Origin of the sequence: Candidatus Sulfotelmatobacter sp., assembly GCA_036500765.1 — a bacterium.
GTDB lineage: Bacteria > Acidobacteriota > Terriglobia > Terriglobales > Acidobacteriaceae > Sulfotelmatobacter.
On record DASYBM010000004.1, the window covers coordinates 1,356,504 to 1,380,707 of the forward strand.

The window sequence follows — 24,204 nt, forward strand, 5'->3', positions numbered from 1 at the left end:
CGCGCCTACGCAGCTTGCAGAAGTTCTTCAAGTCCCGCGATTTGTTCGTTTCTATCTTTTGCCGCCAATATGGTTTTAGCTTGAATCCCCAACGCTGAAAGTGGTAGCCGTGCCAAAAGTCGCCATCGACGAAAACAGCAAGCCGTGCGCTGACAAAAACGATGTCGGGCTTGCCCGGGAGAGTCGGTACATTCTTTCTGAAACGGTAACCCCGCTTGTGAAGTTCCGACCTTACGAGTCGTTCCAAACTCGTGTCTTTGCTCTTCACTCGTGACATCGCCATGCTTCGTTGTTCGGGGGTCAGGTAGTCGGTCATATCCTCTCCCACTTGAATTACGCCGTCCGTCCCTGTATTACTTTACGCGGGCCATTTCATCCTCGCTGAAGCACAAGGTCAATTATGCCAGCAAAACTCAAGGCTGCTGGGAATCCCTCCAAGGGATTTTTTATCAGGATGATTACGAGGGATATTTCTCTCACCGACTGCATGTTGGACCTGCTTGACAACAGCGTAGACGGAATCAACCGTCTCAAGCACGGTGCTTCCGATGGCAATGCCCCACGCTACAGCGGCTTCGACGTAAAGATTCAGTTTGGTGAGCGGTCGTTTTCCATCTCTGACAACTGCGGTGGGATTCCGATCAAGATCGCCCAGGAATATGCCTTCCGTTTTGGACGACCCGACGATGTAATTGAAGATTCTGGTCAGTCGATTGGTCTCTATGGCATCGGGATGAAACGTGCCATGTTCAAAATGGGTAAAGACATCAATCTTGTTACTTCTACTGGGCAAGAGTCTTTTTCGTTGGACATCGACGTGGACAAGTGGCGTGATCGTGAACCGGAAACGGATTGGGACTTTGACCTAACCGATGTCAAGCGGTCGGGAACGGAAGTACCTGCCGGAACCACTATCAAAATCCACAGACTCTATCCCGGCATCAAACGCGATTTTGAAACACCTGCATTCGCCATTGACATGAACCATACCGTCGAGCGCGACTACGCCTTCATTCTTCAGCAAGGCTTGGACATTCGAGTGAACGATAAGAAGGCAAAACCAATCATGCCTTCGTTTCGTGAGAGTGAACAGATCGCGCCAATGAAGATCACGAAGAAGATTGGTGATGTGAGCATAGAGATTAGTGCGGGGTTAGCGACGCCCCCGCCAGAGGATGATTCTTCCGACGCCACACTCACCGACATGGATGTCTACGGCTGGTACGTTGTCTGCAATGATCGCGTTGTTGTTACGGCTGACAAGACGGCCCTGTCCGGTTGGGGAACTCCCGGCGTCGGTATCTGGCATCCCCAATACTACGGTTTCTTAGGCGTCGCTAGATTCGACTCCCACAATCCCGACTTGCTTCCTTGGAAAACAACCAAGCGAGATGTTGACCCGAGCAGCACCGTTTATAAAGCTGCATTTCTCATGATGAAGGAAGCATCAGCCAAATTCATCGAATATACGAACAAGAGGAAAGTCGAACTTAAGAAAGCCCGCGAAATCGAGAGAGCAGCTCCCACAAAATCCGTCCTCCAGGTTGCGCGTCGAGAAACGATGAAACTTCCGACCATTGCAACAGGCGGAATGACTCGGATTTGCTATAACAAGCCGACCGCTGACGTTGAAGCAGTCGCGAGGGCACTGGGTATGCGCAGTGCGTCGCCCCGAGCAGTAGGCATCCGAACGTTCGACTACGTCAAAGAAAAAGAAGTTGAATAAGGAGTCTGGATGCGATCATTTGAAGCCATCAACTATTCTTTGCGTCCAAACAAGAATGTCGAGCGCAAACTGATCGCTCGAATTCTGAACACGATCGGGAAGAACGCTCGCTTCGATTGGCGCGACTATCGATATTTGGGACTTGGCTCGATGTGGTTTGTCGACTTCATAATGATGCACAAAAGCATCGGTATCAACGAACTCGTCACAATCGAGAAAGAGCACAGCAGAGCGAAACGAGTCTCGTTCAATGCGCCGTATTCGTGTGTTGAAGTCAAGATTGGGATGAGTACATCTGTGCTCAGGGAGTTGTCTTGGGATAACAGGACGATTGCATGGCTGGATTACGACGATGTGCTCAGGCCGTATATGTTCGATGACCTGAACGAGATCATCGTCAAAAGCACGACGGGCAACGTGGTGATGTTGTCCGTGAACGCGGAAGCAGCCCAACTAAGTATCACGGAAAACGATGAGATCGTTGACCCGATGACGGTTCTCAAAGGACTGGTTAACGCCACCTATATTCCTACGGATGCCGAGAAACGGTTAAGCAAGAACCAGTTTCCCGCATTGCTGGGCGAGATAATGTTTAATTTCATGAAAAGCAGCGTGTTGAACACCGCGACAGGCTTGGACTTCTTTCCCTTGTTCAACTTTGCCTATTCTGACGGGTCAAAAATGGTGACGTATGGGGGAATGATTGTCGATACTAACGACGAGAGAATAGTGAAGGGGCTTTCCCTTCAGTCTTCCTTTGAATTCTTCGCACATCACGAACAGTTTGAAATTCAGGTTCCGCAATTGACCTTCAAAGAGAAATTAGAACTGGACAAGCGAATGCCGTGCGCTGTCGCTCCCAAACCCGAAGACTTGCCTTTTGAACTCAAGCCTAGCGAGATCGAAGCTTACAGGATGTTTTACCAAGACTATCCCATGTACGGTGAGTTCCATCCGTAGAACCGCTTAGAGACGCATCCGAATGGCGCTAAGGACTTCATTCGCCATTTGAGGATTTACACTGTTGCCGATCATGCGGAAGCTATGCCATTTCGTCGGATGAAATTGGAACCAATCGGGGAAGCCTTGTAATCGGGCCGCTTCACGAACCGTGATAACTCGATTGCACGTCGGATGAATCGGTCGAACGGACTGAAACGATCCATTTTCAGGACCCGTTCCTGCACGCAGCGTTGGACACTGTTCATCCCAATCAAGGCGAGGAAACCTACTGATCGAGTCTGTGCCTCCCGCTGGGACGGAGTCAAAGCGATTCACAACTTCCTGCGTGTGTTCCGTGTATTGAAAACCCGACACCAAACCTTTCGCCAAAAATTCACGCCCCAATGGTGATCCCAAATGCGCTGGCGGAGCGGCACGCGCTTTGCGTGCAAACAATCCCTTTTCATCGCAAAACGGATCACGACTGTATCCAGCCCATCCATCGCTGTTCTTTTCGCTCACTAACACAGGGTCCGGTAGATCGTGTATGGCGTCTCTAACGGTAGATTTTATTGGAACGAAACGCTGGACGAGGTCGTCCTTGGCAATCGGATCGACGTGTCGTGAATCAATCCCGACTATCAATATCCGCTGCCTACGAGTCGCTGCGCCAAAATCTGCCGAATCCAGCAACAATGGACCCAACATGGAATAGTGATCGGACAGCCGAGCAAGCTCACGTTTGAGGCGAACTGAAAAAGGTTCGTGTAGGAGACCCGGCACATTCTCCATTACGAAAAACCTTGGCTTTATGCCGTTAACGAGACGGAAAAAATGGTGTATTAGAGCGTTTCTGGGATCGTCGGATTTTCGTCTTCCGATCCAGCTAAAACCTTGACACGGCGGCCCGCCGACTATCCCGTCTATCTCGCGCGCCTTCAGTCCAGCGGCTCGTAAGACTTCGCTGACCTCTGCGGATCGCAGATCACACTTTATGAATGTTGATTTGGGGAAGTTTTCTGAAAATCGGCTCGACAGCACTTCGCTTGCATCAAAACCAGCAACGCACTCAAATCCAGCCTGCCAACTGGCTAACGTAAAGCCGCCGGCACCACAGAAAAGATCAATGATCTTGGGCTTGGGGCTCATTAGCGTATCGATCAGACTACCATCTTTTCCGCGTCAGTAATGTTGTTTTCTTGGCCAAAATATAGGGGCAGACGGGACCATTTCAGGCCGGGCGCGTCAACCCGACTGAGGCTCCGCAAAAGTCCGCGTTGCGTTTAACGCTAAACCTCTATACTTTATGGGTCAGCGCTGCATCGGTCGGCGCTGCGTCATGAATTCCCTGGGCTGCCCCAGCGAAGAAGTCCATTCCTGCAGCTGCCAAGTGAGCGGCGCAAAAACGATTGATAAGAGCGCGTGACGCGAATGCGAACAAGCTCGCTACAACCAAGCCTGCTACGAAGGATGAGCCAATGAAACGAATCGTAATTGCAGCGGCGTGTGCATTACTCGCCTCCAGCCATGTGCACGGGCCGAACGTTCAGGCCCATTCCTCCGCCACAGGCGCCGAGGCTTCCTCGCAGACCTCGTCTCAGGTTTCCCTGCAGGCATCTTCTCAGGTTTCCCCGCAGGCATCTTCTCAGGTTTCCCCGCAGGCGTCTTCCCAGGCTTCCTCGCAGGCTTCTTCCCAGGCTTCCTCGCAGGCTTCTTCTCAGGCTGCCAACGCGGACTGGGCCGTTTATCACGGCAATCCGCACGGAACACACTATTCGCTGCTCGATCAAATCAATACCAAGAACGTCCAACGCCTGAAAGTCGCGTGGACGTTTGACACCGGGGATGGCGCCCCGACCAACGACATGGAAGGGGACACCATCGTGGTCAAAGGACGCATGTATTTCGCCTCTCCGAAGGGGCGCATTTTCAGTCTCAATGCGGGCACTGGCGCGCAGAACTGGGTCTACGATCCCGCTGAGGGCGCACCGGTTACCGGCAATGGGCGATTGCGCGGCGTTTGCTATTGGACCGACGGAACTACTGGAGATGAGCGGATTTTGTTCACCTGGCGGAATCGACTGATGGCGGTAGATGCCAAAACCGGAAAACCGGTTGAAAGTTTCGGCGACGCCGGCAAGGTCGACCTGACTCAAGATCTTGGGCGAGATCCACACTCGGTATCGGTGAACGTCAATTCGCCCGGCGTGATCTATAAAGACCTCATTATCCTCGGTAGCACTGGCGCGACGCCCGGTCATATTCGCGCCTATGACGTGCGCACCGGAAAGCTGACGTGGATCTTCCACACGATCCCGCAGCCCGGCGAATTTGGTTACGACACGTGGCCCAAGGATGCATGGAAGACTGCGAATGGTGGCAACGCATGGTCCGGTCTGAGCCTCGATCCTGAGCGCGGCATTGTCTACCTTCCGCTGGCGTCGACGGGCATGGGATTTAAGGATTTCTACGGCGCCGATCGCGAAGGCGATACGCTCTTTGGCACCTCGGTGGTGGCGCTTGACGCCAATACCGGCAAGCGTCTGTGGCACCACCAACTCGTGAAACACGACTTGTGGGATCGTGATCCACCGACGCCACCGACGCTGGTCACCGTTCGCCGTGACGGCCGGGACATTCCTGCTGTAGCCCAGATTACGAAGTACGGTTTCGTCTGGGTGTTCGACAGGGTCACGGGCGAAAATCTGTTTCCGGTGCAGGAGGTGCCCGTCTTTCCTAGCACCATTCCGGGCGAAAAGCCCGCAACCAGCCAGACCTTGCCTGCGGCGCCTGAACCGTTCGCTCGTCAGCGACTCACGGAGGAGACCTTGACCCAGCGTACGCCCGCCGCCAACGCGGCAGTGCGGGCGCATCTGGCGACGATGAGCAACCGTGGCCGCTTTGATCCACCCTCGCTCGAGGGCACAGTCATCTTCCCGGGACTGGATGGTGGGGGCGAATATGGCGGCGCTGCCTGGGACCCCGAAACCGGCATTCTCTATATCAACTCCAACGAACAAGCCTACATCCTGAAGTTGCGGGCGCAGGTTAAGAAGACCGGCGGCGAGGCCTCTGCTGCCGAGATCTACAGCGCCTCCTGCGCCGGTTGCCACGGCGTCGACCGCAAGGGCAACCCGCCGTCGTTCCCCGCATTGCTTGGACTGACCAAGCGGATGGCGAGCCCGCAGATCGCACAAATGATCGCCCATGGATCTGGGAGGATGCCCGGATTTGAAGGCAGCCTGAGCAAAACTCAGATTGACGGCCTGGTGGCTTACATCAGTGATGACAACTCGAAGCCGGCGCCTACACCTAACAACGCTACACCGGACAACGCGAGCGCGAACGTCGCCAACGCGAACGTCGACTATGTGTTCCAGGGCTATACAAAGTTCCTGGACCCGGATGGCTACCCTGCGGTCAGCACGCCGTGGGGCACGCTGAATGCGTTGAATCTCAACACGGGTCGATATATCTGGCAGATCCCGTTCGGTGAGTATCCCGAGTTGAACGACCCCACCACCGGCAGTGAGAACTATGGCGGGGGAATCGTCACCAAAGGCGGCATCTTTTTCATCGCCGCAACGGTCTACGACAACAAGGTCCGCGCCTTCGACAAGCTGACGGGCAAGCTCCTGTGGGAAGACACGATGCCAACCTCGAGCGTTGCCACGCCCTCGACGTATGCCGTGAACGGCAAGCAGTATTTTGCGGTGTCATCCGGCGGCGGTAAGAATCCCAAGGTAAAGAACGGCGGCGGCATCATTGCCTATGCTCTGCCTTAGGGCCGGATATCGTTACTCCATCCCCCGGAAGTGTGTGACGAGCGCATCTCTGTGGAACCGTTCCGGGAACCAGCTGGATGAGAGGCCTCGGCAAAGGGACTTCCTCGCCGACGCTAATCCACCTGACAAAGGTTAGCGAGGCACACGGGGAAGGTTCCGTTCTGTTTCCCAGTTTTCCCAGCCTTAGATTGCCTGTGATTAGCCCTTTGCCGGGGCGTGTCTCACTACAATTACATCGGCGGTCGTACTGTACGTGCTCCCCTCCCACGTAAAGCTAACTGGTTTACCTGCGGCAGAGGGAACTTTATCGAGGTAGGCCCCAATTTCTTTGACCAGGAGGGTACGATTTCGCTTCAGTTGCCATGACTGAAAAAAACTGTCTTCATTCACTAGCACTAAAAACAGGCGGTTGGACGCATCAAATCGCCTCTCACCTTGGTTCTCGTATAACCATACAATCAACAGCGACGCGTCATTTTGTATGTCTGCGACCATCTCCAGCCTTGTTTCCTTTAGGCCAGCGATTAATTTTCGAGCCTCAGCGTCAGGCTGGTCAGCAATTACGTTCCACAGATGCTCTAGCAGGTCGGCGTCGCTCAGATCAGCATCAATTGCCAGGCCGCGTGCTCGTGCTGCCTGCTTCAAGAGCGTCAATTCAGGCCGAAGACCTTTCTGCCTTCTCCGGTCTTTAACGTACCCTTCCGGCAGATAGGTAACCTTCAAATCGAAGGGAACGTCATGGACAAAGAAGTCGATCTTCTTTACCAGCCCTACCGCAGGCAGCACATTTTTGTGTTCTTTGAAAATATCTTCAATGATTATTGACGTCCAGTGGTTATACCAAGAGCACCTAACATAGCCCTTCATGCTTTCAAAAAGTTCGTTATCAATTTTCACATTAAGGTCATCATAACTTTGTATTCTTTTTACATAGTTGTCGATAATCGTCTTCTCCAGCGAATTTTGATGTAGACCACCCCAATAAAATTCCTTCATCTTGTACAGTTCATTTACGAGTGTCGCCTCATTTGCAGCGCGAACGGCACGCTGTGCGTCAAAGATAGTCTTTACGGAATTTTTGAGCTGGTCGATGGAAATAGTGGATTTGTAGAGCGCTGCAAACAAGTCACGGTTGCCTAAGGCGGTCACATCAATGCCGCATGTGGCGGCTAGCGATTGCATGTGCTCCGCTCTCGACAGGGAGCGCATCAACAAGAAGCGCCGACCGTCCTCCGTCTGGCTCAACTCCTCAATGGCATCTGCTTTATATTTATTGTTGGCGGCTTCAAACGTCAGCGGCATTAAGCGAACTCCTTTATTCAGGCCAGCCGATTTTCCAACCTGGAACTGTTCTTAAGACAGACAATGCCCTTTCTGATGGGGAGCCTTTAGCGTAAATCAAGATGTAGTCGTTCTTCATACCACCTTCACGGTTATCCTGGACCACGGAGGTAGCTGAATATTCCATCGGAAAACAACCCAGCAAATTCATTTCGGCGTCGTCGGTTATACCGCGAATGGACGACCAGTCGTCATCCCGACGCGAGTTAAAAAATAAAACGAGGAACCCGCCGCTTTGTAGACGGTCGGTAGCAAGGGAGAAAAACTCGTTTAATGAAGAACAATATCTCTCCGGAGTTTTGTTCCGCCCTTTAGCGTTAGACACGACGATTTCATCTTCGTAACGCGACTCCTCGTCTAGAATCGCGTTCCATATCTCGCTGAGTTCGAGATAAGGAATCCGATCGCCGTGAGGTGGGTCTGTTATTAAGAGCTTTACAGACGATACTGGCAATCCTTCTAGAAGCGCCAAAGCATCTTGCTTCTCGACTGAGAGTAGAGACTGTCCACCAACTACGGATTCAAACGAGGATGAAAGAGTCCGTAGCGGCATATCATCGTTCAAGGCCTTTTTTACTTTTCTGGCCTTTGAGTCAAAACAATTCCAAACGTTTACTTCAAAATGCATCTCCGGCCGCCAATAGCCAATGACCCAACTTCCGACCTCAACTCGTCCTGGCGCAGAACCGATCGTTTTACCTCTCGACGTGATGGCGAAAACCATCCTCGACATTTGTCCTACGGCTGCGGTAAGCGTCAATTCAAGCGCTTGGCGTGTTGGACTGGGAAACTGTCTTATCTTCGTTAGTAGCGAGTCGATATTTTGTAGGGCTCGCCCGGAAAACAACGTTTGCCATGAGATATTTGCAAAGGAGTTAATGCGTCCATTCTGAAAAAGCCGCAACGGTCGTAAAGTCTTTGGAGTAAATGATTCAAAAGAAGTGGACAATTCCCAATCGCCAACCGTTGGCTCGCGTTCCTTGCGAACTCGTTTACCCTTTTGTCGCTCCCACACACTAAGCAACTGTTCGCCCTGCCAAAGAAGATGACTTGCCACACCGAAAGGCTCGACTTGGTAGGTCGAGTCAATCGACGACCGCAATGTCTGTTCTAGCTCATAGAGAGCCGCGGAGTATTCTTCAGCGGTGCAGGGATTTGCAAAAAAGCGGGTCAGACGAATGGCTGCCGGGTTGACATCGCCACCTAAAAAGCGCCGGCCTAACTGAACAGATTCCCTGGCTATCGCACCAGATCCGACGAATGGGTCAACTACGAGGTCGCTTTCATCCGTGAGAGCAGAAACTAGAAACCGCAGAGGCTCAATCGGCTTCTTTCCCCAATATTTATGAAAACCATACAGTCCGGTATACGCCCTCGGATTGACAAGACCTTCTACGGCTGAGGCTATCTGCTCAAGTTCCGCTTGCTGAGAAGATTTTTCCTTCTCAGGGCAGAGCAATTCACTTGGTAAGCCGGGGGGTGCCTCGTCAAAACTGAGCGTGGCTTGCTTTGCCGTAGTCCTCAAAAGCTCTCCTTAAACTGATTGGTTGTGACAATATTTTCTTTTACGACCGTACGGCACACAAAATTCGCACGAAAAACAAGAGCGAGCAAACGCCAGTCTATTCTACGGCCTTTCGGGGAAGATACCGTGACCGAGGGGACGTACCCCGTTGCACAAAGGCCGGGTGCCCCGCCCTTGCGCACATTGCAAGAGCCTGCCCTGAGCCTGCCGAAGGGGCGGGTACCACGGACGCAGTAGCACCAGTTTCGACACCACTCAACCCTGAGATCCGCTCTTCCGACCGGAACAAACTTTTTCACGATCCAAAACCCGCCCAGTAGATTCAATCACTTAGGTGTCAGCACAAAAGTGGGAGCACAGAGCTGTGCTGACGATGTGTTCCAGCTGCAACATAAACGCGATCCGTTCCGGCACCCAAGCCGGGAAAGTACGGGGACAGGAAAGTACGGGGACAGACGGGACGTACCTCGTTGCACAGGTGCCTACGAATAGATCCCCGGCGCCTCATGTCCAAGCGGCGGCTGGCTGATGATTTCTTCAGCTCACCTTTTCATTCGAAGCCTCAAATCCATGCCGAATTGCCGCTTCAAGTACATCAATGTTTATATCTTTGTTTATATCTTTTAGAGTTTTGCAGGGCCCGATCTCTTTACTCCATCCCCCCGAGTCGTCGATGATGACACTCAAGATGATGACACTCAACAGCACACGGCAACGTCGTAGCAGCACAGCTGTAACGATTCGGACGGTTGCTGAGCAGGCGGGTGTATCGATGATGACGGTCTCGAACGTCATCAATGGCACCGGCAAGGTCAGTGACCGGACTCGCGCCAGGGTGCGGCAGGCGATTCGCGACACCGGATATGTTCCAAACTATGAGGCCCGCAGGCTGGCGAGCGGAGGCTGCAGCCGAATCGCTCTGCTCTATTCCGATCGGCAGACTCCTTTCCTGACGCAAGTCCTTCTGGCTGCGATCAATGCCAGCGCAGCCTACGGGACTCAGTTGCTGGTCCGTTCGAGCAGTAGTCCAACCAGGAGATCGACCGAGAAGCTGGTGCTGAACGCTGCTCGCAGTGGTGTTCAAGGTCTGCTGCTGGTTCCGCCTTACGCCGAGCTGCTCGCCGGAAGTGCGGTGCTTTCCGAAATGAAAGCAACAGCAATTGCGGCCGCAGGTCCATTGCCGGGCATGCACACGGTGCGAATCGATAATCGGTCTGCCGCCCGAAAGCTGACCACGTTCCTGATTCGCCTTGGGCATCGGCGAATCGGGTTCATCAGCGGTCCGCCCACTCACGCCGACAGCCTGGAGCGGCGCGCCGGCTATCAGGACGCGTTGAGAAAAGCCGGGATTCCAGTGCAGATCGAACTCACCAGAGAGGGGGACTTCAACTTCGAGTCCGGGCGCGTTGCTGCCCAACAAATTCTCGATCTCCGAAATAGACCGACGGCGATCGTGGCCAGCAACGACGACATGGCGTCAGGCGTGGTGTGGGTGGCGCAACAGCGGAGGCTGGAGCTTCCCGGCGATCTCTCCGTGGCCGGATTTGATGACACGCCAACAGCGCTGAAGTCCTGGCCACCACTGACAGTGATCCGACAACCCATCGACAGGATGGTCGAGCGCGCTGTCTCTTTGCTGTTGGACTCGGTGCGAACGCCTGCGATGTCGCCACTGGATGTCGTTTTTGACTATACGCTCGTCAAGCGCGCGTCCACGTCGGCGGTTCGCGCTCGGCGGTGACGGAGAGCTCGGCCCGATATCAGCGAATGAGATGGATGATTTGGGCGGATGGCTCATCCTTTCAATTTTCTTTTTTTCCTTCCCTATTTTCGAAAAATGGGTGCCCCGTCCTTGCGCTTTTGCAAGGGCGGGTACGATGCTGCTCGTGCCATAAGATTTCGGGCAAGGGGTCAAAAGCGGCGCTGCGGACGGTATCGTGTCCCATCCGAGCGCAAAGGACGCGCTCGGATGGGGCACCCTTCTTTCTGGTGATGGCGACGAGATCAAAAGCCTGAGCCTCCCGTCCAGACAAAACGGTGGACAGAGGGACGTTCACTATCCCTTCGGCGAAAACTGAAAAACTGGCGAATGTCCGGTCTTCTCCTCAGTTTCCCTGGCTACGGAATGCTGGCGGCGCATTTACGGGTTCATCCCGATGGCTGGCCCTGCTCGGCCATACCATACTCACCCGGTAAATCCCTAGCGGCAAGCCCGCCATAGAGGTCTTTTTGTATGCGGTATTTTCGTCTCAGCCTCCCAGCTATTTTTTTCGGACTCACTTCTTTAGCATTGGCCACCACCCCGGTCGTCACCGTGACTTCCCCTGCGCCGGGCGCGCAGGTCAGTTCTCCCATCAATTTCGTAGCCTCAGCCAGCAGTCCGAACTGCGCTTCCGGCATTGCCGCCATGAGGATTTATGCCGCACCCGGTGACGGCGTCTACACCGTCGACGCCAGCCAACTCAACACGAATATCAGCCTCGCCGCCGGCACCTACCACACCGTCGTTCAAGCCTGGGATAACTGCGGAGGCGTCGGCGACGCCGATGTCACCATCACCGTAGCTGCCGGCTCGCTGCCTGCGCCCCGCTTCGTCTACCTTACCGAACACTCCAACGGCCAGATCGGCGGCTATCTCGTGAACCCGCAAAACGGGCAGCTCAGCTCCACCGGACAGCCCCCTGTCTGGGCACACTGGGGGCCGTGTTGCATCGCCTCCGATTCCGGCGGTTATCGCCTCTATGTCGCCAATGAGGGATCCTCCGATGTCTCGGCCTACTTTATCAATCGCAACAATGGCTACCTCACCGCAGTTCCGGGAGCCAATTTCCCTACCGGTGGCTGGGGCAGCAACATCGTCGTGCATCCCTCGAACGCATTCGTCTACGTCACTACAATCAACTCCACTGGCGTTGGCAGCAATACCATCTCCGGCTTTTCGGTTGCGAGCAACGGCTCGTTGGTCCCGGTGCCCGGATCTCCTTACATGGTCGATCAGCCATTGTTCGCACTGGCCATCAATCCTGGCGGCCAATATCTCTATGCCAGCAACGGCGCTCCGGATGTCTTTGCCTACAGCATCAACCGCTCGACCGGCGCCTTAACGGCTCTGCCCGGCTCCCCCTTGCAGATCACGCCCGCGCAATGCACCTACTGCAATACCAGCTATGACGAATTCAACGACATGAAGATCGATCACACCGGCAAGTATCTGATCGCTCCCGGCTACACCAATGGCGTTATCTATGTGGAGGCCATCAACGCCAGCACTGGCGCCTTGACGCCAGTCTCCGGATCGCCTTTTGACGATAACGAAATCAGCTGTCCAATCGCAGAATACTGCAGCGGAGGCACGCCTACTTCCCTGACCGTGGACGCGACCAACGCCCATGTGATCGTGATGAATACGATTCCGGGTGCAAACGACATCGTCACCTATCAGTTCAACGCAGCCACAGGAGCGCTGACCAAGCAGGCCACAACGCCTCCACCCTACGGAACGTTTTACTTCGGCGAATCAGGCGAATCGATCCGCGCCGATCCCTCGGGCCAGTTCGTCTACGGACTGGGCTTCCAACAGCTTGTGGGGCAGTCAGCAGTCGGAGCCATGACCGGCTATCAGGTCAACCAAACCACCGGCAGCCTGACAGAAGTCCCCAACGCTCCTTACCCCAGCCCCGGTAACCAGAATAGCGAAGATGGCTTGGTAGTCACACCCTAGCGGCGGGTGGCCCTGTTGACTTTCGGATGGAATGGCGGGTGGCCCAGCCTCATGATTCGGTATGCAACAACGCTATGCTATGGGTGCCCCGTCCTTGCTTTTGCAAGGGCGGGTACGATGCTGCTCGTGCCAGATTTCGGGCAAGGGTCAAAAGCGGCGCTGCGGGCGGCATCATGTCCCACCCGAGCGCTAAGGGACGCGCTCGGATGGGGCACTCTTTTTTCTGGTGGTGTCGACGAGATCAAAAGCCTGAGCCTCCCGTCCAGACAAAACGGTGGACAGAGGGACGTTCACTATCCCTTCGGCGAAAACTGAAAAACTAGGGATACGGAAACAGACGGGACGTACCCCAATTCATTTCTCCAGAAGAGCAGGAAACGTCCGGTCTGTCACCGGGTTTTCTATTTCGTCCGCTTCAGCCCCGCAATGACTGCAGCAGCTTTATCGAGTATCTGGTTCATGCCCTCCAGTTGACCGGTCTTGATTGCGTTTTCCATGGTTTCATTTCCAATGAAGGTGAGTTTCGTCTGGCCGTTTCCAAGATCCTCAAACAGAATCACGTCGTGCGCACCTTCTATCGCCTCATGGTCGATTCCTAAATGCGCAGCCTCAACCTTGTTTCCCTCCGAGTCGGAAAAGTACATGGAGGAAACGATCTTCTCGTGCGGAACAATCTCATGGTATTCACCCGCATTCCAGAACTCCTGTCCATCCGGCGTTCTCATGCAGTAGAGAAATTTTCCTCCCACGCGAAAATCCATCTTGCAAACCGGCGCAGTAAAACCCTTCGGCCCCCACCACTGCATCACATATTTCGGGTCTGTCCACGCCTTCCAAACCAATTCGCGTGGGGCATCAAAAACTCTTGTGACCACCATCCGCTCTACCTCATTCAACGTGCTTTTTGTCATGTCCAACCTCCGCTTTTTTCATTTGATTCACAACTGCATCCAGCTTGTCGAAACTCTCTTCCCAGAATTGGCGATAGCTAATCGCCCAGTCGCTGACCGTCTTTATCGCCTCGGGCCTAAGCCTGCAAACGCTCTCTCGTCCGCGCTTGGTCTTGATCACAATCCGCGCCCGCACCAGGTAGGCAATATGTTTTGAAATCATCTGCTGCGAGAGTGCAAACGGCTCCGTCAATCCATGCACAGAGGCAGGCCCACGTGAAAGCCGTTTGATCATCGCCCGACGGGTTGGATCAGACAAAGCCGCAAATGTTGTACCGAGACTATCCACAACCATATGGTAGTGTATTTTCTATCCATGTCAAGTGTGAATTTCGCGTTTCCTGAACCCCGACTCACTTACCTGACGATGAAAGGTGCGATTTGCTTTTTTCTCCGATCTGGAAAAGGGTGCCCCGTCCCTGCGTATTGAGCCGTTTCACAAAAGCCCTGCAAAGCCGAATAGATCCCACGCGCCCGTTCGGCTTCCTCCCTTCCATGTTTTCAAGAGCTTAGGTGTCATGACACAATCGTCATCTCCTATGCGTCATGACATTATGTTCCCGCAGGAACACTTTAAAATCAGGATGGGCCGCTCAACCTACGAATAGATCCCCGGCGCCTCGTGTCCAAGCTTCTGCACGTACTCAACGTATGTCCCCGGATAAACAGTGGGATGGCGATCCGTGCCGCTCTCACCGCCCAGTTCCAGCACACGTGAGCCGAGACCGCGAAGGAACATACGGTCGTGCGACACGAAAATCATGGTGCCTTCAAAATCCTTCAGCGCGTCCACCAGCATCTCCTTGGTCGCAAGATCCAAGTGGTTGGTGGGCTCATCGAGCACCAGGAAGTTCGGCGGGTTGTAGAGCAGGCGTGCCATGGCCAGCCGCGACTTTTCGCCGCCGGAGAGTGCGCGGATCTTCTTATCCACGTCGTCGCCGGAGAACTGGAATGCTCCCGCCAGGTTCCGCAACGATCCGATACTGTCCTGGGGAAAATCCTGTTGCAGCTGTTCGTCGACGGTGAGATCGGGATTGAGCAAATCCAAAGCCTGTTGCGCGAAGTAGCCCATATAGAGGCTGGCGCCGAGCCGCACGCTGCCGGCATCGGGAGCACTGGCCCCGGCAATCATTTTCAGAAGCGTCGTCTTACCTGCGCCGTTTCTTCCCATGACGGCCCAGCGTTCTCCGCGGCGGATGGTGAGATTGAAGCCTTCGTAAATCACACGCGGGCCGTAACTCTTGTGCAGATTCTCAAGGACGGCCACCTGTTCGCCGGATCGCGGAGGGACGCGAAACTCAAACTTCACGACCTGGCGTTTCTTTGGCAGTTCGATTTTCTCGATCTTGTCCAGGGCCTTGATCCGGCTCTGCACCTGGGCGGCTTTGGCAGCGTGCGTCCTGAAACGATCGATGAAGCGTTGCTCCTTGGCAAGCATGGACTGCTGCCGGGCGAATGCTGCCTGCTGATTGCTCTCTCGCACGGCCCGTTCGCGCTCGTAGAAGTCGTAGTCACCCGAGTAGGTGATGATTTCGCCGCCATCGATCTCCGCAATCTTTGAGACCAGACGATTCATGAACTCGCGGTCGTGCGAAGTCATTAGCAGCGCGCCGGGAAATGACTTGAGGAACTGTTCGAGCCAGATGATGGACTCGATGTCGAGGTGGTTCGTCGGTTCGTCCATCAGCAATACGTCTGGCATTCCGAGCAGGACGCGCGCCAGAGCGACGCGCATCTTCCATCCGCCCGAGAGAGCGCCTACGTCGCCGTCAATCTGATCGTCTTTAAAACCCAGACCGTGGAGCACTTCACGGGCTTGCGATTCGAGCGCGTAACCGCCCAGATGCTCGTACTCCTCCTGAACGTGACCGAAGCGATCAAGAATGCGGTCCATGTCATCAGCCTTGTCGGGGTCGGACATTTCGCGCTGCAAGGCTTCGAGTTCGTGATGAAGATCGCCGACGCGACCGCTGCCGGCGATCGCTTCATCCAGAACCGAACGGCCCTGCATTTCCTCGACGTCCTGGCGAAAGTAGCCGATCGTCAACTTCTTGGGGACAGAGACCGCGCCCTCGTCGGGAGTTTCCTCGCCGACCACCATCCGGAAGAGCGTTGTCTTGCCCGCCCCATTGGGACCGACCAGTCCGACTTTTTCGCCGGGATTCAACTGAAAGGAAGCATCCACGAAGAGCAACTGCTTGCCGTACTGCTTATTGATGTTTGAGAAAGAGATCATTTTGAAGGAGCAACTTGCGGCACGCTGCCTCTTTCAGTGTAGCCCGGCAGTGTAGCCCGGCAGTGTAGCCCGGCCGGAAAATTACCGGCCAACGCAAACCAGCGACAGGGGTAATCGGAGAAATCTTCAGTCCGCGGCGTTTCAATCGCAGAATGGTTCCTCCGAGGGCATGAACGCCACTGCGGCAGTGGGACCACAGAAGCATCCTTGCATGTCTGATTGGTAGTAGAATAGGTGCCCATCTCGCCGTCGGCAGTGGATTGCTGGCAAACCGGAAGCATGCAGCGTTCGTGCCTACGTGAATTATTGGGCTGTTGTCGTTCGTGTAAAGCTAAATGATCGGCAAATCCCTACGCTCGTACCGGATTGAAACCAAGCTGGGCTCGGGCGGAATGGGTGTGGTCTACAAGGCGGTGGATTCCCGACTGGGCCGAACCGCTGCCATCAAGATTCTTTCTACGACCGCTCGCAATGCCGATCGGGAGCGCCGTTTCGTGCAGGAGGCGAAAGCGGCCTCGTCGCTGAATCATCCCAATATCGTAACGATCTACGACATTGACACGCAGGAGATCGACGGAAAACCCATTCAATACATCGCCATGGAATACGTGGCGGGCGACACGCTCGATCAGTTGATTGGGCGCAAGGGCCTGCGCATTCGCGATGTCCTGAAATATGCGGCGCAGATCGCAGATGCGCTGGCCGCGGCGCATGCTGCCGGAATCGTGCATCGCGACCTTAAGCCGGCGAATGTAATCGTGACCGCGCAGGGCCTGGTCAAGATTCTCGATTTCGGATTAGCCAAACGGAACGAATCGACCGATGCCGATGCCTATGCGGAGACCCTGCATGGCGAGGGTTCGCCAATTACCGAGGACGGCGCGATCCTTGGAACCGTGGCCTACATGTCTCCCGAGCAGGCGGAAGGCAAAAAGATCGATAGCCGTTCGGATATTTTTTCCTTCGGTTCCGTGCTTTATGAGATGACGACCGGGCAACGGGCGTTTGCGGGCGGATCGAAGCTTTCATCGCTATCGGCTGTGCTCTACAAGGATCCTCAGCCGCCATCGCTGACGGTTCCCGATATCCCTCCGGAGCTGGATCGGATCATCGCGAGATGCCTCAAGAAAGAGCCCGAACGCCGTTGGCAAACCATGGCCGATGTGAAGGTGGCGCTGGATGAGTTGCGCGAGGAGATGGATTCCAGCAAGGTCGGACTGGTGAGTCCAGTCCCGCGAGCACCAGGCAAGCCTCGGACGCAGGGTTGGGCGATCGCGCGATTACTGACTGGAATTGTGCTGGGAGTTGCGCTGGGGCTGGCGGTTGGGATTTCGTACGAGCAGAGATTTTTCCGTTCCGAGCCGCCGTCATTTCAGCGCTTGACATTTCGCCGCGGTGACGTGACGTCGGCGAAGTTTGCTCCTGGGGGCAACGTCGTCTATAGCGCCGAGTGGGATGGCGCGCCTTCGACCTTATTTTCAGCGCAGCCCGGCAATCGCGAGGCGCGGCCATTGGAGCTTCCCAGCGCGAGGGTACTCGCCATCTCCCAACGCGGAGAGATGGCGATCCTCCTGGGCCGAGAAGACATCGGTACGCTCGCCCGCGTGCCCTTTGCCGGCGGCGCGCCGCGGGAAATCCTGGAAGGCGTAAGCGGGGCAGACTGGGGGCCGGACGGCGAATCTCTTGCCGTAGTGCGCACGGTTGGGGGGAAATTTCGGCTGGAATATCCGGTGGGGACGGTGCTTTATGAGACCGATCGGCGGCCGCCGATGATGCCGCGCGTATCGGCGGACGGCAAACTGGTTGCGTTCTTTGATTTTGACGCCGAGGTCGGAGACTATGCCCTGTGCGTGGTCGGTCCGAATCATCCCCGGCAAGCTCTTTCGCGCGGATGGCGTGCCATCGGCGCTTTGAATTGGTCGCCGGACAATCATGAGGTCTGGTTTTCCGGCGGCCAGCCAGGAACCGACCCGGCACTCTACGCCGTTACTCTGGCGGGCGCGCAAAGGCTGGTGTCTCAGACGGGCGGGATGATCGTGATGCAAGACGTAGCCCGCGATGGCCGTGTTCTGCTGAGCACGGTCAATTCCCGCCTCGGCATCTTTTATTTGCCGCCGAACGGTTCCGCGCAACGCGATTTGGCCTGGCTCGATTCTTCCCTGCTCTACGAACTTTCGAATGACGGCCAATCGCTGGTTTTCGTCGAGCTTTCGAACGGCCAGGGACGCAACTCCGCCATCTATCTCAGGAAGACCGATGGCTCTGCGGCGGTGCGGCTGGGCTATGGAAACCGGCCTTCGCTTTCACCCAATGGAAAATGGGTTGCGTGCATTCATCATGAGGGCGACAGCTCCGGTTTGATGCTGCTTCCGACCGGGGCCGGCGAATCGATATTTCCCAAGATCGAAGGCATGCACTTCGACGGCGTGGAATGGTTCCCCGATAACCAGCGAATTTTATTTACGGGTAATGAGACCGGTCACGCGAGCCGCACCTGGATGTATGACCTCGCGGCCAACAAAGCGACTCCACTCACCCCCGAAGGCACGCGTGGCACGCGGGTTTCTCCCGATGGCCGGTCTTTTATCACCGCGGACCCGCACAAACTGTTGCTGACGTCGGTGGAGAGCGGTGAATCGAAGACAATCGCGGACCTGGAGCCGGCAGAAAGTGTTGTGCGCTGGGGCGGTGATGGACGATATCTTTTCCTGCAGCAGCGCGAACCCTCCAGCATCAAGATCAGTCGACTGGAGATCGCGACCCATCACAAGGAGCCTTGGCTCGTACTCAGGGTCCCCGAACCCGGAGCCAGTTTCTTCGGCCCTCTGGCGCTATCGGCCGATGGCAAGGCTTGCGCATCGACCTTCCAGCGCGATCTGGCGAATCTCTTCCTGGTTAAAGGTTTGAAATAGTCCAGCCCGCTTCCCAAGCACGGCAATTTGTCGGCCTTTCTGCTCTGATTCGTGCCTCCGATACGGTACTTTCGATTGCTAAATGGATCTCATCTGGGGATCGTCCTCTTTCGCATCCGGTATGCTCGTACCTTGACGATGCTTCGCAATCCTACCCTGTTTTTAGTTCTGTTTCTGCTTTCGAGCTCGACCGCCCTCACCCGGGCGCAGCATAAGCAGACGTCCGCTCCGAGCGTTGCACTTGCTGCTGTTAAACAAGGAGACGATCAGTGGGCGGAGAAAACTTTAAAGGCACTTTCGCTCGACGAGAAGGTCGGGCAGTTGTTCATGATCCGCCTGCGGGTGGACTTCCTGAACGGCCGCAGCCCGCAGTATTCCGCGCTGCGCAATAACATTCGCAAGTATCACATTGGATCGCTGGCCATGTCGGTGCCTGCGCAAGGACGGGCGCGCGACGTGAATCGCCGCTTGGAGACGGTGACGCTGCTCAACGAACTTCAGCAGGAGTCGAAGCTCCCGCTTCTGGTTGCCGGCGATTTTGAACGTGGGGTGCTGCCGGCACGGCTTTTCGGAACGACCGTATTTCCTCACGCGATGGCTTTTGGAGCGGCCGGGAATCTTTATTACGCCGAGGAGTTCGGCCGCATCACGGCGCAGGAGAGCCGGGCTCTGGGCGTGCACTGGAATCTGTTCCCCGTGGCCGATGTAAATTCCAATCCCGCCAATCCCATCATCGGGACCCGCGCATTCGGGGGAAACCCGCAGCAGGTCGGCGGGCTGGTGGCGGCGTATATCCGCGGGGCGCGTGCCAAGGGAATGCTGACCACCGCCAAGCACTTTCCCGGACACGGAAATACCGCAACCGATTCGCACATGGCCGTGGCCCTGGTCGATGACAATTTAGAGCGCCTGCGAACTATCGAACTTCCTCCCTTTGAAAAGGCGATCGCCGCGGGAGTGGATGCCGTAATGACGGCGCACGTGCGAGTTCTTGCGCTCGATGCCGACCCGAAGCGCGTGGCGACCACCTCACCGTCAATTGTTACGGGCCTGCTGAAGAATCAACTTGGATTCAAGGGAATTGTGGTGACCGACGCTCTGGACATGGCCGGCCTTGGAGCGCTGTATCCGAAGAATCCGGGACGCGTTGCGGTCGATGCTTTCAAAGCTGGAAACGATGTGCTCACCATGCCGGCAGACCTGGATGCCTGCTATCGCGCGATGCTGGACGCCGTTCGCAGGGGCGAGATTACGCAAGAACGACTCGACGCCTCCGTGCTAAAAATCCTGCGGGCGAAAGCCGCGTTGGGCCTTGAGAGAAATCGGCTGGTCGATATAACGGCGATCCCGAGTCTGGTGGGAAATCCTCAAAATATGGCAATCGGACAACGCATCTCCGATGCTGCCATCACGCTGGTACGGGACAATGGCAAACTGCTTCCCCTAGAAAAGGGGGTTGTCGAAAAAACCGTGCGCGTGAAGTATCAAAAGGGCAAAGCTCAGCTGGGGATGCTGGTGATAATTCTCTGCGACAATGTGCGCGCGGAGGACGGTCGCGTTCTGGAGCGTGAGATTCGCAAACGAGCGCCCGATGTCAGGGTTGTCTACGTGGATCCACGGGTAGCGGCGGCGAAATCTGGCGAAGTGCTGAAGTCCGTGGATCGCGCGCAGCAAGTCGTTGTCGCCATATATGTGGTGCCATCTGCCGCGCGAAGCAGGACTGTCGCCCGCGGCCAGAAGAATTCCGCGTCTCTGCCGGACTCGACGGCGCAATTATTCGGCAAAATTCTCGCGCGCGCCAGCGCGAAGAGCGCAGTTCTCGCTATGGGAACGCCATATCTAACCGAGGACTTCCCTGCCATCCAGAACTACATTTGCACATTCTCGAATGTGACGGTTTCAGAGGTCAGTGCGGCGCGGGCGTTGTTTGGGGAAATTCCGATTCCCGGCCGGTTGCCGGTCAACATTTCCAACGCATCCATCCCAGCCTCGCAGACGGGACAATTGGCGCGAGGCGCCAACGCAGGATCGCGCTAGCGGGGAACGGCTCATGAGCCGATGGCCGCCGCCTTCGGCTGGCCCGCGATGGCGAAGCCGAGCGGCCGTCTTACGCTTGCCGCTCGCGCTTCGGCTTCAGCTTGAGTGTACGAATCAGCCGAAATAAGTGGTTGGGATGCACTCCCAGGATTCCGGCAGCCTCGGTGTAATTTCCATCCGCCCGCTCGATGGCACGCTCGATCAGGGCCTTTTTGGCTTCCTGGATTCCTTCATGCAGTGCGCTGACAGGTTCACCGGCGGCTGCGGTTTCTTCCAGAATCGAATCCGGCAAATCTTCCGGCAGAATCAATTCTGTCGAGCCCAGGACCACGGCGCGCTCGATAGCATTTTCCAATTCGCGGACGTTGCCCGGCCATTCGTAGCGCATGAGGCAGGCGCGGGCCTGGGGAGAAATCCCTACCACGCGGCGTTTCACCTTTTGACTGTAGTTCGCGGCAAAAAAAGCGGCGAGCAGTGGAATATCTTCGCGACGTTCGCGCAGCGCCGGCATGTGCAGAGAGACGACATTGAGCCGGTAGTAAAGGTCGGGCCGAAACCCGCCCGTGCGGGACGCTTCTTTCAGGTCGCGATTGGTCGCGGCGATCAAGCGGATGTCGAGTCTGATCGGGCGCGTGCCCCCGACGCGCTCGAACTCGCGCTCCTGCAACACGCGCAGCAGTTTGGCTTGCATGGGAACGGCCAGTTCCCCAATCTCATCCAGAAACACCGACCCGCCTTCGGCGATCTCCAGCTTTCCTTTTTTCTGGGAGACGGCGCCGGTAAAAGCTCCCTTTTCGTGTCCGAATAGCTCGCTTTCCAGCAGCGTTTCCGTGATGGCCGCACAGTTGATGGCGACAAATGGTTTGCTGGCCCGCGCGCTGTTTTCGTGCACGGCGCGCGCAACCAACTCCTTCCCGGTTCCGCTCTCCCCCGAAATCAGCACGGTCGAGTCGCGTCCCGCAACCCGGGAAACAAAGTCGTAGACTTCGTGCATGGGCTTGCTTTCCCCTACCATGCTGTGATGGATGTTGAGTTCCTCGTGAAGCCGCCGGTTTTCTCCTCCCAGCCACTCCAGGTGCCGGGCATTCTCAATCGTGAGTGCGGCGATGTTCCCCAGCGCCGAAATCAGATGCAGCAGGTCCGAGTCGAAGCGCACACCGGGCGAACTGGCATCGAGATAAATGACCCCCAACAATTTGTCCTGCACCGCCAGCGGCACCGCCAGGACCGATCCAACCCGCGATGCGACCAGGCTCTCGGCCTCGCGATAGCTCTCGTCGCTAAGAATATCGTTGGACAGCACGGCGACGTTCTCCTCCAGAACACGGCTCAGGATGGTCTGGCTGGCATGAACCGGCTGGTTCATTCCCAGACGGCGATCTCTGCCCATAATCGAAGAGATTGCCGCCACCCCATCTTCGGTTTCGTGTTCCGTTAACCCGTGCTCCGTCAGCAGGATGGCGGCGCGATCAGCGGGAGCAACCTCCATGATCGTTTCCAGAACTTTTTGTTGCACTGCGGCGACTCCGCGAACTGAATTCAAGGCTCGACTGAAATCGAGCAGTACGCTGAGGTCGCGAACCGCCCTCGAGGTCGCTGGCACGCCATTCGGCCGGGCCGGCTGGAGATAGCGTATGTCCTCTTTTCGCAGGACGACGGTGGGTTCGCCGGGTGTGGGGGTCACGTCAAGTTGCAATGGGGCGCTGTCGGTGGGAATCCGATTTTCCTTGTCTTGAAAGACGAAGATCGAGTTGCCGACACGAATCTCGTCGCCATGGGCCAGAACGCGATCCCGCACGGGCACACCGCTGACGAAGGTGTTATTGCGGCTCTCCAGATCCTGTAGCCGGAATTCTGTGTCCTCGTTGCGGATCACGCAGTGGCGTCGCGATACCAGGCTGTCCAGAAGTGAGATTTCATTGGAGGGATCGCGTCCGATCGAGACCTCGCGCTTCGTGAGCCGGAAAACGGTGCCTTTGAGAGGGCCGCTTACAGCGTCCAAACGAGCCCCTCCCGCAAGGGCGATGTCCTCGTCACTGGAATGGCTAATCACGGAATGAGTATATCCCGGGTGGTCTGGCCTCGAAACCCAAGATCACGCCTAACATAAATGTTAGGGTGCCGAACATCTTTGTTTGGTCACTCAAGTCCGGCTCATGGTAGAGCCGGGTTTCCCCGCAGCCCGAACCCGTGATTTCCCTGTGTTTACGGGCAGGCACACGTGATCCAGACTGGGGCGCCCTATGCCTGAGCTTTGGCACGCAGCTTGCTTTAACCAAGACACTTGCGTCGGACGGCCGAGCAAGGCAACAAAATCCCAGGAGCAAGAGGAACAAGATCATGAAAACAAATGCAAAGCACGTAGTCAGGATTGCGATTCTGATGGTGGGGCTAGTAGGCACATTCGTGGCGGCAGCCGTCCAACCCGTTCTCGTCGCCGACGGTGGCCCACTCATTCTGTGCCCGCCGAGACAGCCGAATTGCCAGACGACCATACCACCGCGGTAGGTTGGGGTCGCTGTCTCACCGAGTGCAGGCAGTTCCGGGCAGCGTGGCCGGGGCGGCGGGTAGGCCGATAGAAAAGTTCATCAACCGAAGGGGAGCGCGATTCCGATGCTGACTGTGATACAGATTCTGCTGCGTACGAATACAAAATGTGCAATCAGGATCGCGTTTCTTACGGTAGGGCTGGTCGGCACGTTTATCGCAGCCAGCGTCGAGCCGGTTCCCGCGGCAGACGGAGGCCCGATACTGGTTTGTCCATCCCGTGGATCGAGCTGCGGAGTCAACCTGTCCTCCGTGATGAACTAATTCACCGGCCGCGCGGCGCTATCCGCGCGGCCGTACTTCTTGAGAAGACCGCGATCCCGATCCCGGCTTGGCGTCCCCGGTTCCTTCCGGAACCCAACGTTTCCCACCCCATTCTCAACGGTCCGCAGTGGTCGTCCCGCAAACAGCCAACGCCTATGAATGCTGTAGAATACGCGCCGGGCGAAGCTTCGCCTTTTCCGTATCTGATTTGTTAGCTA

Annotated in this window: 16 protein-coding genes; 9 read left to right on the top strand and 7 right to left on the bottom strand. The window is 56.0% G+C overall.

Annotated features, from left to right (window positions below):
- Positions 1-400 precede the first annotated feature (400 nt).
- On the top strand, positions 401-1,726 hold the full coding sequence (locus tag VGM18_08770) for an ATP-binding protein (GenBank protein HEY3973082.1): 1,326 nt from the start codon (positions 401-403) through the stop codon (positions 1,724-1,726).
- 9 nt (positions 1,727-1,735) lie between these two features.
- Positions 1,736-2,686, top strand: coding sequence for an O-methyltransferase (locus VGM18_08775; GenBank protein ID HEY3973083.1), 951 nt, complete (start codon positions 1,736-1,738; stop codon positions 2,684-2,686).
- A gap of 6 nt (positions 2,687-2,692) precedes the next feature.
- Here the strand turns inward: VGM18_08775 and VGM18_08780 are convergent, their stop codons facing one another.
- A complete protein-coding gene (locus VGM18_08780) occupies positions 2,693-3,817 on the bottom strand; it encodes a DNA cytosine methyltransferase (GenBank protein ID HEY3973084.1) in 1,125 nt (374 codons plus the stop codon).
- Positions 3,818-4,146: 329 nt separating this feature from the next.
- Here VGM18_08780 and VGM18_08785 point away from each other — a divergent pair, with 329 nt between their 5' ends.
- A complete protein-coding gene (locus VGM18_08785) occupies positions 4,147-6,453 on the top strand; it encodes a PQQ-binding-like beta-propeller repeat protein (GenBank protein HEY3973085.1) in 2,307 nt (768 codons plus the stop codon).
- A 198-nt stretch (positions 6,454-6,651) separates the two neighbouring features.
- Here VGM18_08785 and VGM18_08790 read toward each other — a convergent pair whose 3' ends face one another.
- Together VGM18_08790 and VGM18_08795 are read right to left on the bottom strand one after the other, a co-directional pair.
- Entirely contained in the window at positions 6,652-7,755 is a 1,104-nt protein-coding gene (locus tag VGM18_08790) for a hypothetical protein (protein ID HEY3973086.1), read from the bottom strand.
- A 13-nt stretch (positions 7,756-7,768) separates the two neighbouring features.
- A complete protein-coding gene (locus tag VGM18_08795; protein ID HEY3973087.1) occupies positions 7,769-9,319 on the bottom strand; it encodes a DNA methyltransferase in 1,551 nt (516 codons plus the stop codon).
- 673 nt (positions 9,320-9,992) lie between these two features.
- On the opposite strand from VGM18_08795, the gene VGM18_08800 reads away from it, so the two are divergent.
- Together VGM18_08800 and VGM18_08805 are read left to right on the top strand one after the other, a co-directional pair.
- Positions 9,993-11,060, top strand: coding sequence for a LacI family DNA-binding transcriptional regulator (locus tag VGM18_08800; protein ID HEY3973088.1), 1,068 nt, complete (start codon positions 9,993-9,995; stop codon positions 11,058-11,060).
- A gap of 549 nt (positions 11,061-11,609) precedes the next feature.
- Positions 11,610-13,040, top strand: a complete 1,431-nt coding sequence (locus VGM18_08805; GenBank protein ID HEY3973089.1) for a beta-propeller fold lactonase family protein — start codon at positions 11,610-11,612, stop codon at positions 13,038-13,040.
- A 401-nt stretch (positions 13,041-13,441) separates the two neighbouring features.
- Here the strand turns inward: VGM18_08805 and VGM18_08810 are convergent, their stop codons facing one another.
- From VGM18_08810 to VGM18_08820, 3 genes are all read right to left on the bottom strand, one after another.
- Positions 13,442-13,951, bottom strand: a complete 510-nt coding sequence (locus VGM18_08810) for an SRPBCC domain-containing protein (protein ID HEY3973090.1) — start codon at positions 13,949-13,951, stop codon at positions 13,442-13,444.
- Entirely contained in the window at positions 13,929-14,285 is a 357-nt protein-coding gene (locus VGM18_08815; GenBank protein ID HEY3973091.1) for a metalloregulator ArsR/SmtB family transcription factor, read from the bottom strand. Before VGM18_08815 ends, VGM18_08810 begins: the two co-directional genes overlap by 23 nt.
- Before the next feature lie 303 nt (positions 14,286-14,588).
- Complete coding sequence (locus tag VGM18_08820; GenBank protein ID HEY3973092.1) at positions 14,589-16,226, bottom strand: ABC-F family ATP-binding cassette domain-containing protein; 1,638 nt, start codon at positions 16,224-16,226, stop codon at positions 14,589-14,591.
- A gap of 335 nt (positions 16,227-16,561) precedes the next feature.
- On the opposite strand from VGM18_08820, the gene VGM18_08825 reads away from it, so the two are divergent.
- Positions 16,562-19,138: a protein kinase gene (locus VGM18_08825; GenBank protein ID HEY3973093.1), complete on the top strand. Its 2,577-nt coding sequence runs from the start codon at positions 16,562-16,564 to the stop codon at positions 19,136-19,138.
- A gap of 138 nt (positions 19,139-19,276) precedes the next feature.
- On the top strand, positions 19,277-21,175 hold the full coding sequence (locus tag VGM18_08830) for a glycoside hydrolase family 3 N-terminal domain-containing protein (GenBank protein ID HEY3973094.1): 1,899 nt from the start codon (positions 19,277-19,279) through the stop codon (positions 21,173-21,175).
- A 70-nt stretch (positions 21,176-21,245) separates the two neighbouring features.
- Here VGM18_08830 and VGM18_08835 read toward each other — a convergent pair whose 3' ends face one another.
- Positions 21,246-23,177, bottom strand: coding sequence for a sigma 54-interacting transcriptional regulator (locus VGM18_08835; protein HEY3973095.1), 1,932 nt, complete (start codon positions 23,175-23,177; stop codon positions 21,246-21,248).
- A gap of 338 nt (positions 23,178-23,515) precedes the next feature.
- Here VGM18_08835 and VGM18_08840 point away from each other — a divergent pair, with 338 nt between their 5' ends.
- Positions 23,516-23,683, top strand: a complete 168-nt coding sequence (locus VGM18_08840) for a hypothetical protein (protein ID HEY3973096.1) — start codon at positions 23,516-23,518, stop codon at positions 23,681-23,683.
- A gap of 105 nt (positions 23,684-23,788) precedes the next feature.
- Positions 23,789-23,986 (top strand): hypothetical protein, encoded by a 198-nt coding sequence (locus VGM18_08845; protein HEY3973097.1) that lies wholly within the window; start codon positions 23,789-23,791, stop codon positions 23,984-23,986.
- The last annotated feature ends 218 nt before the right edge of the window (positions 23,987-24,204 follow it).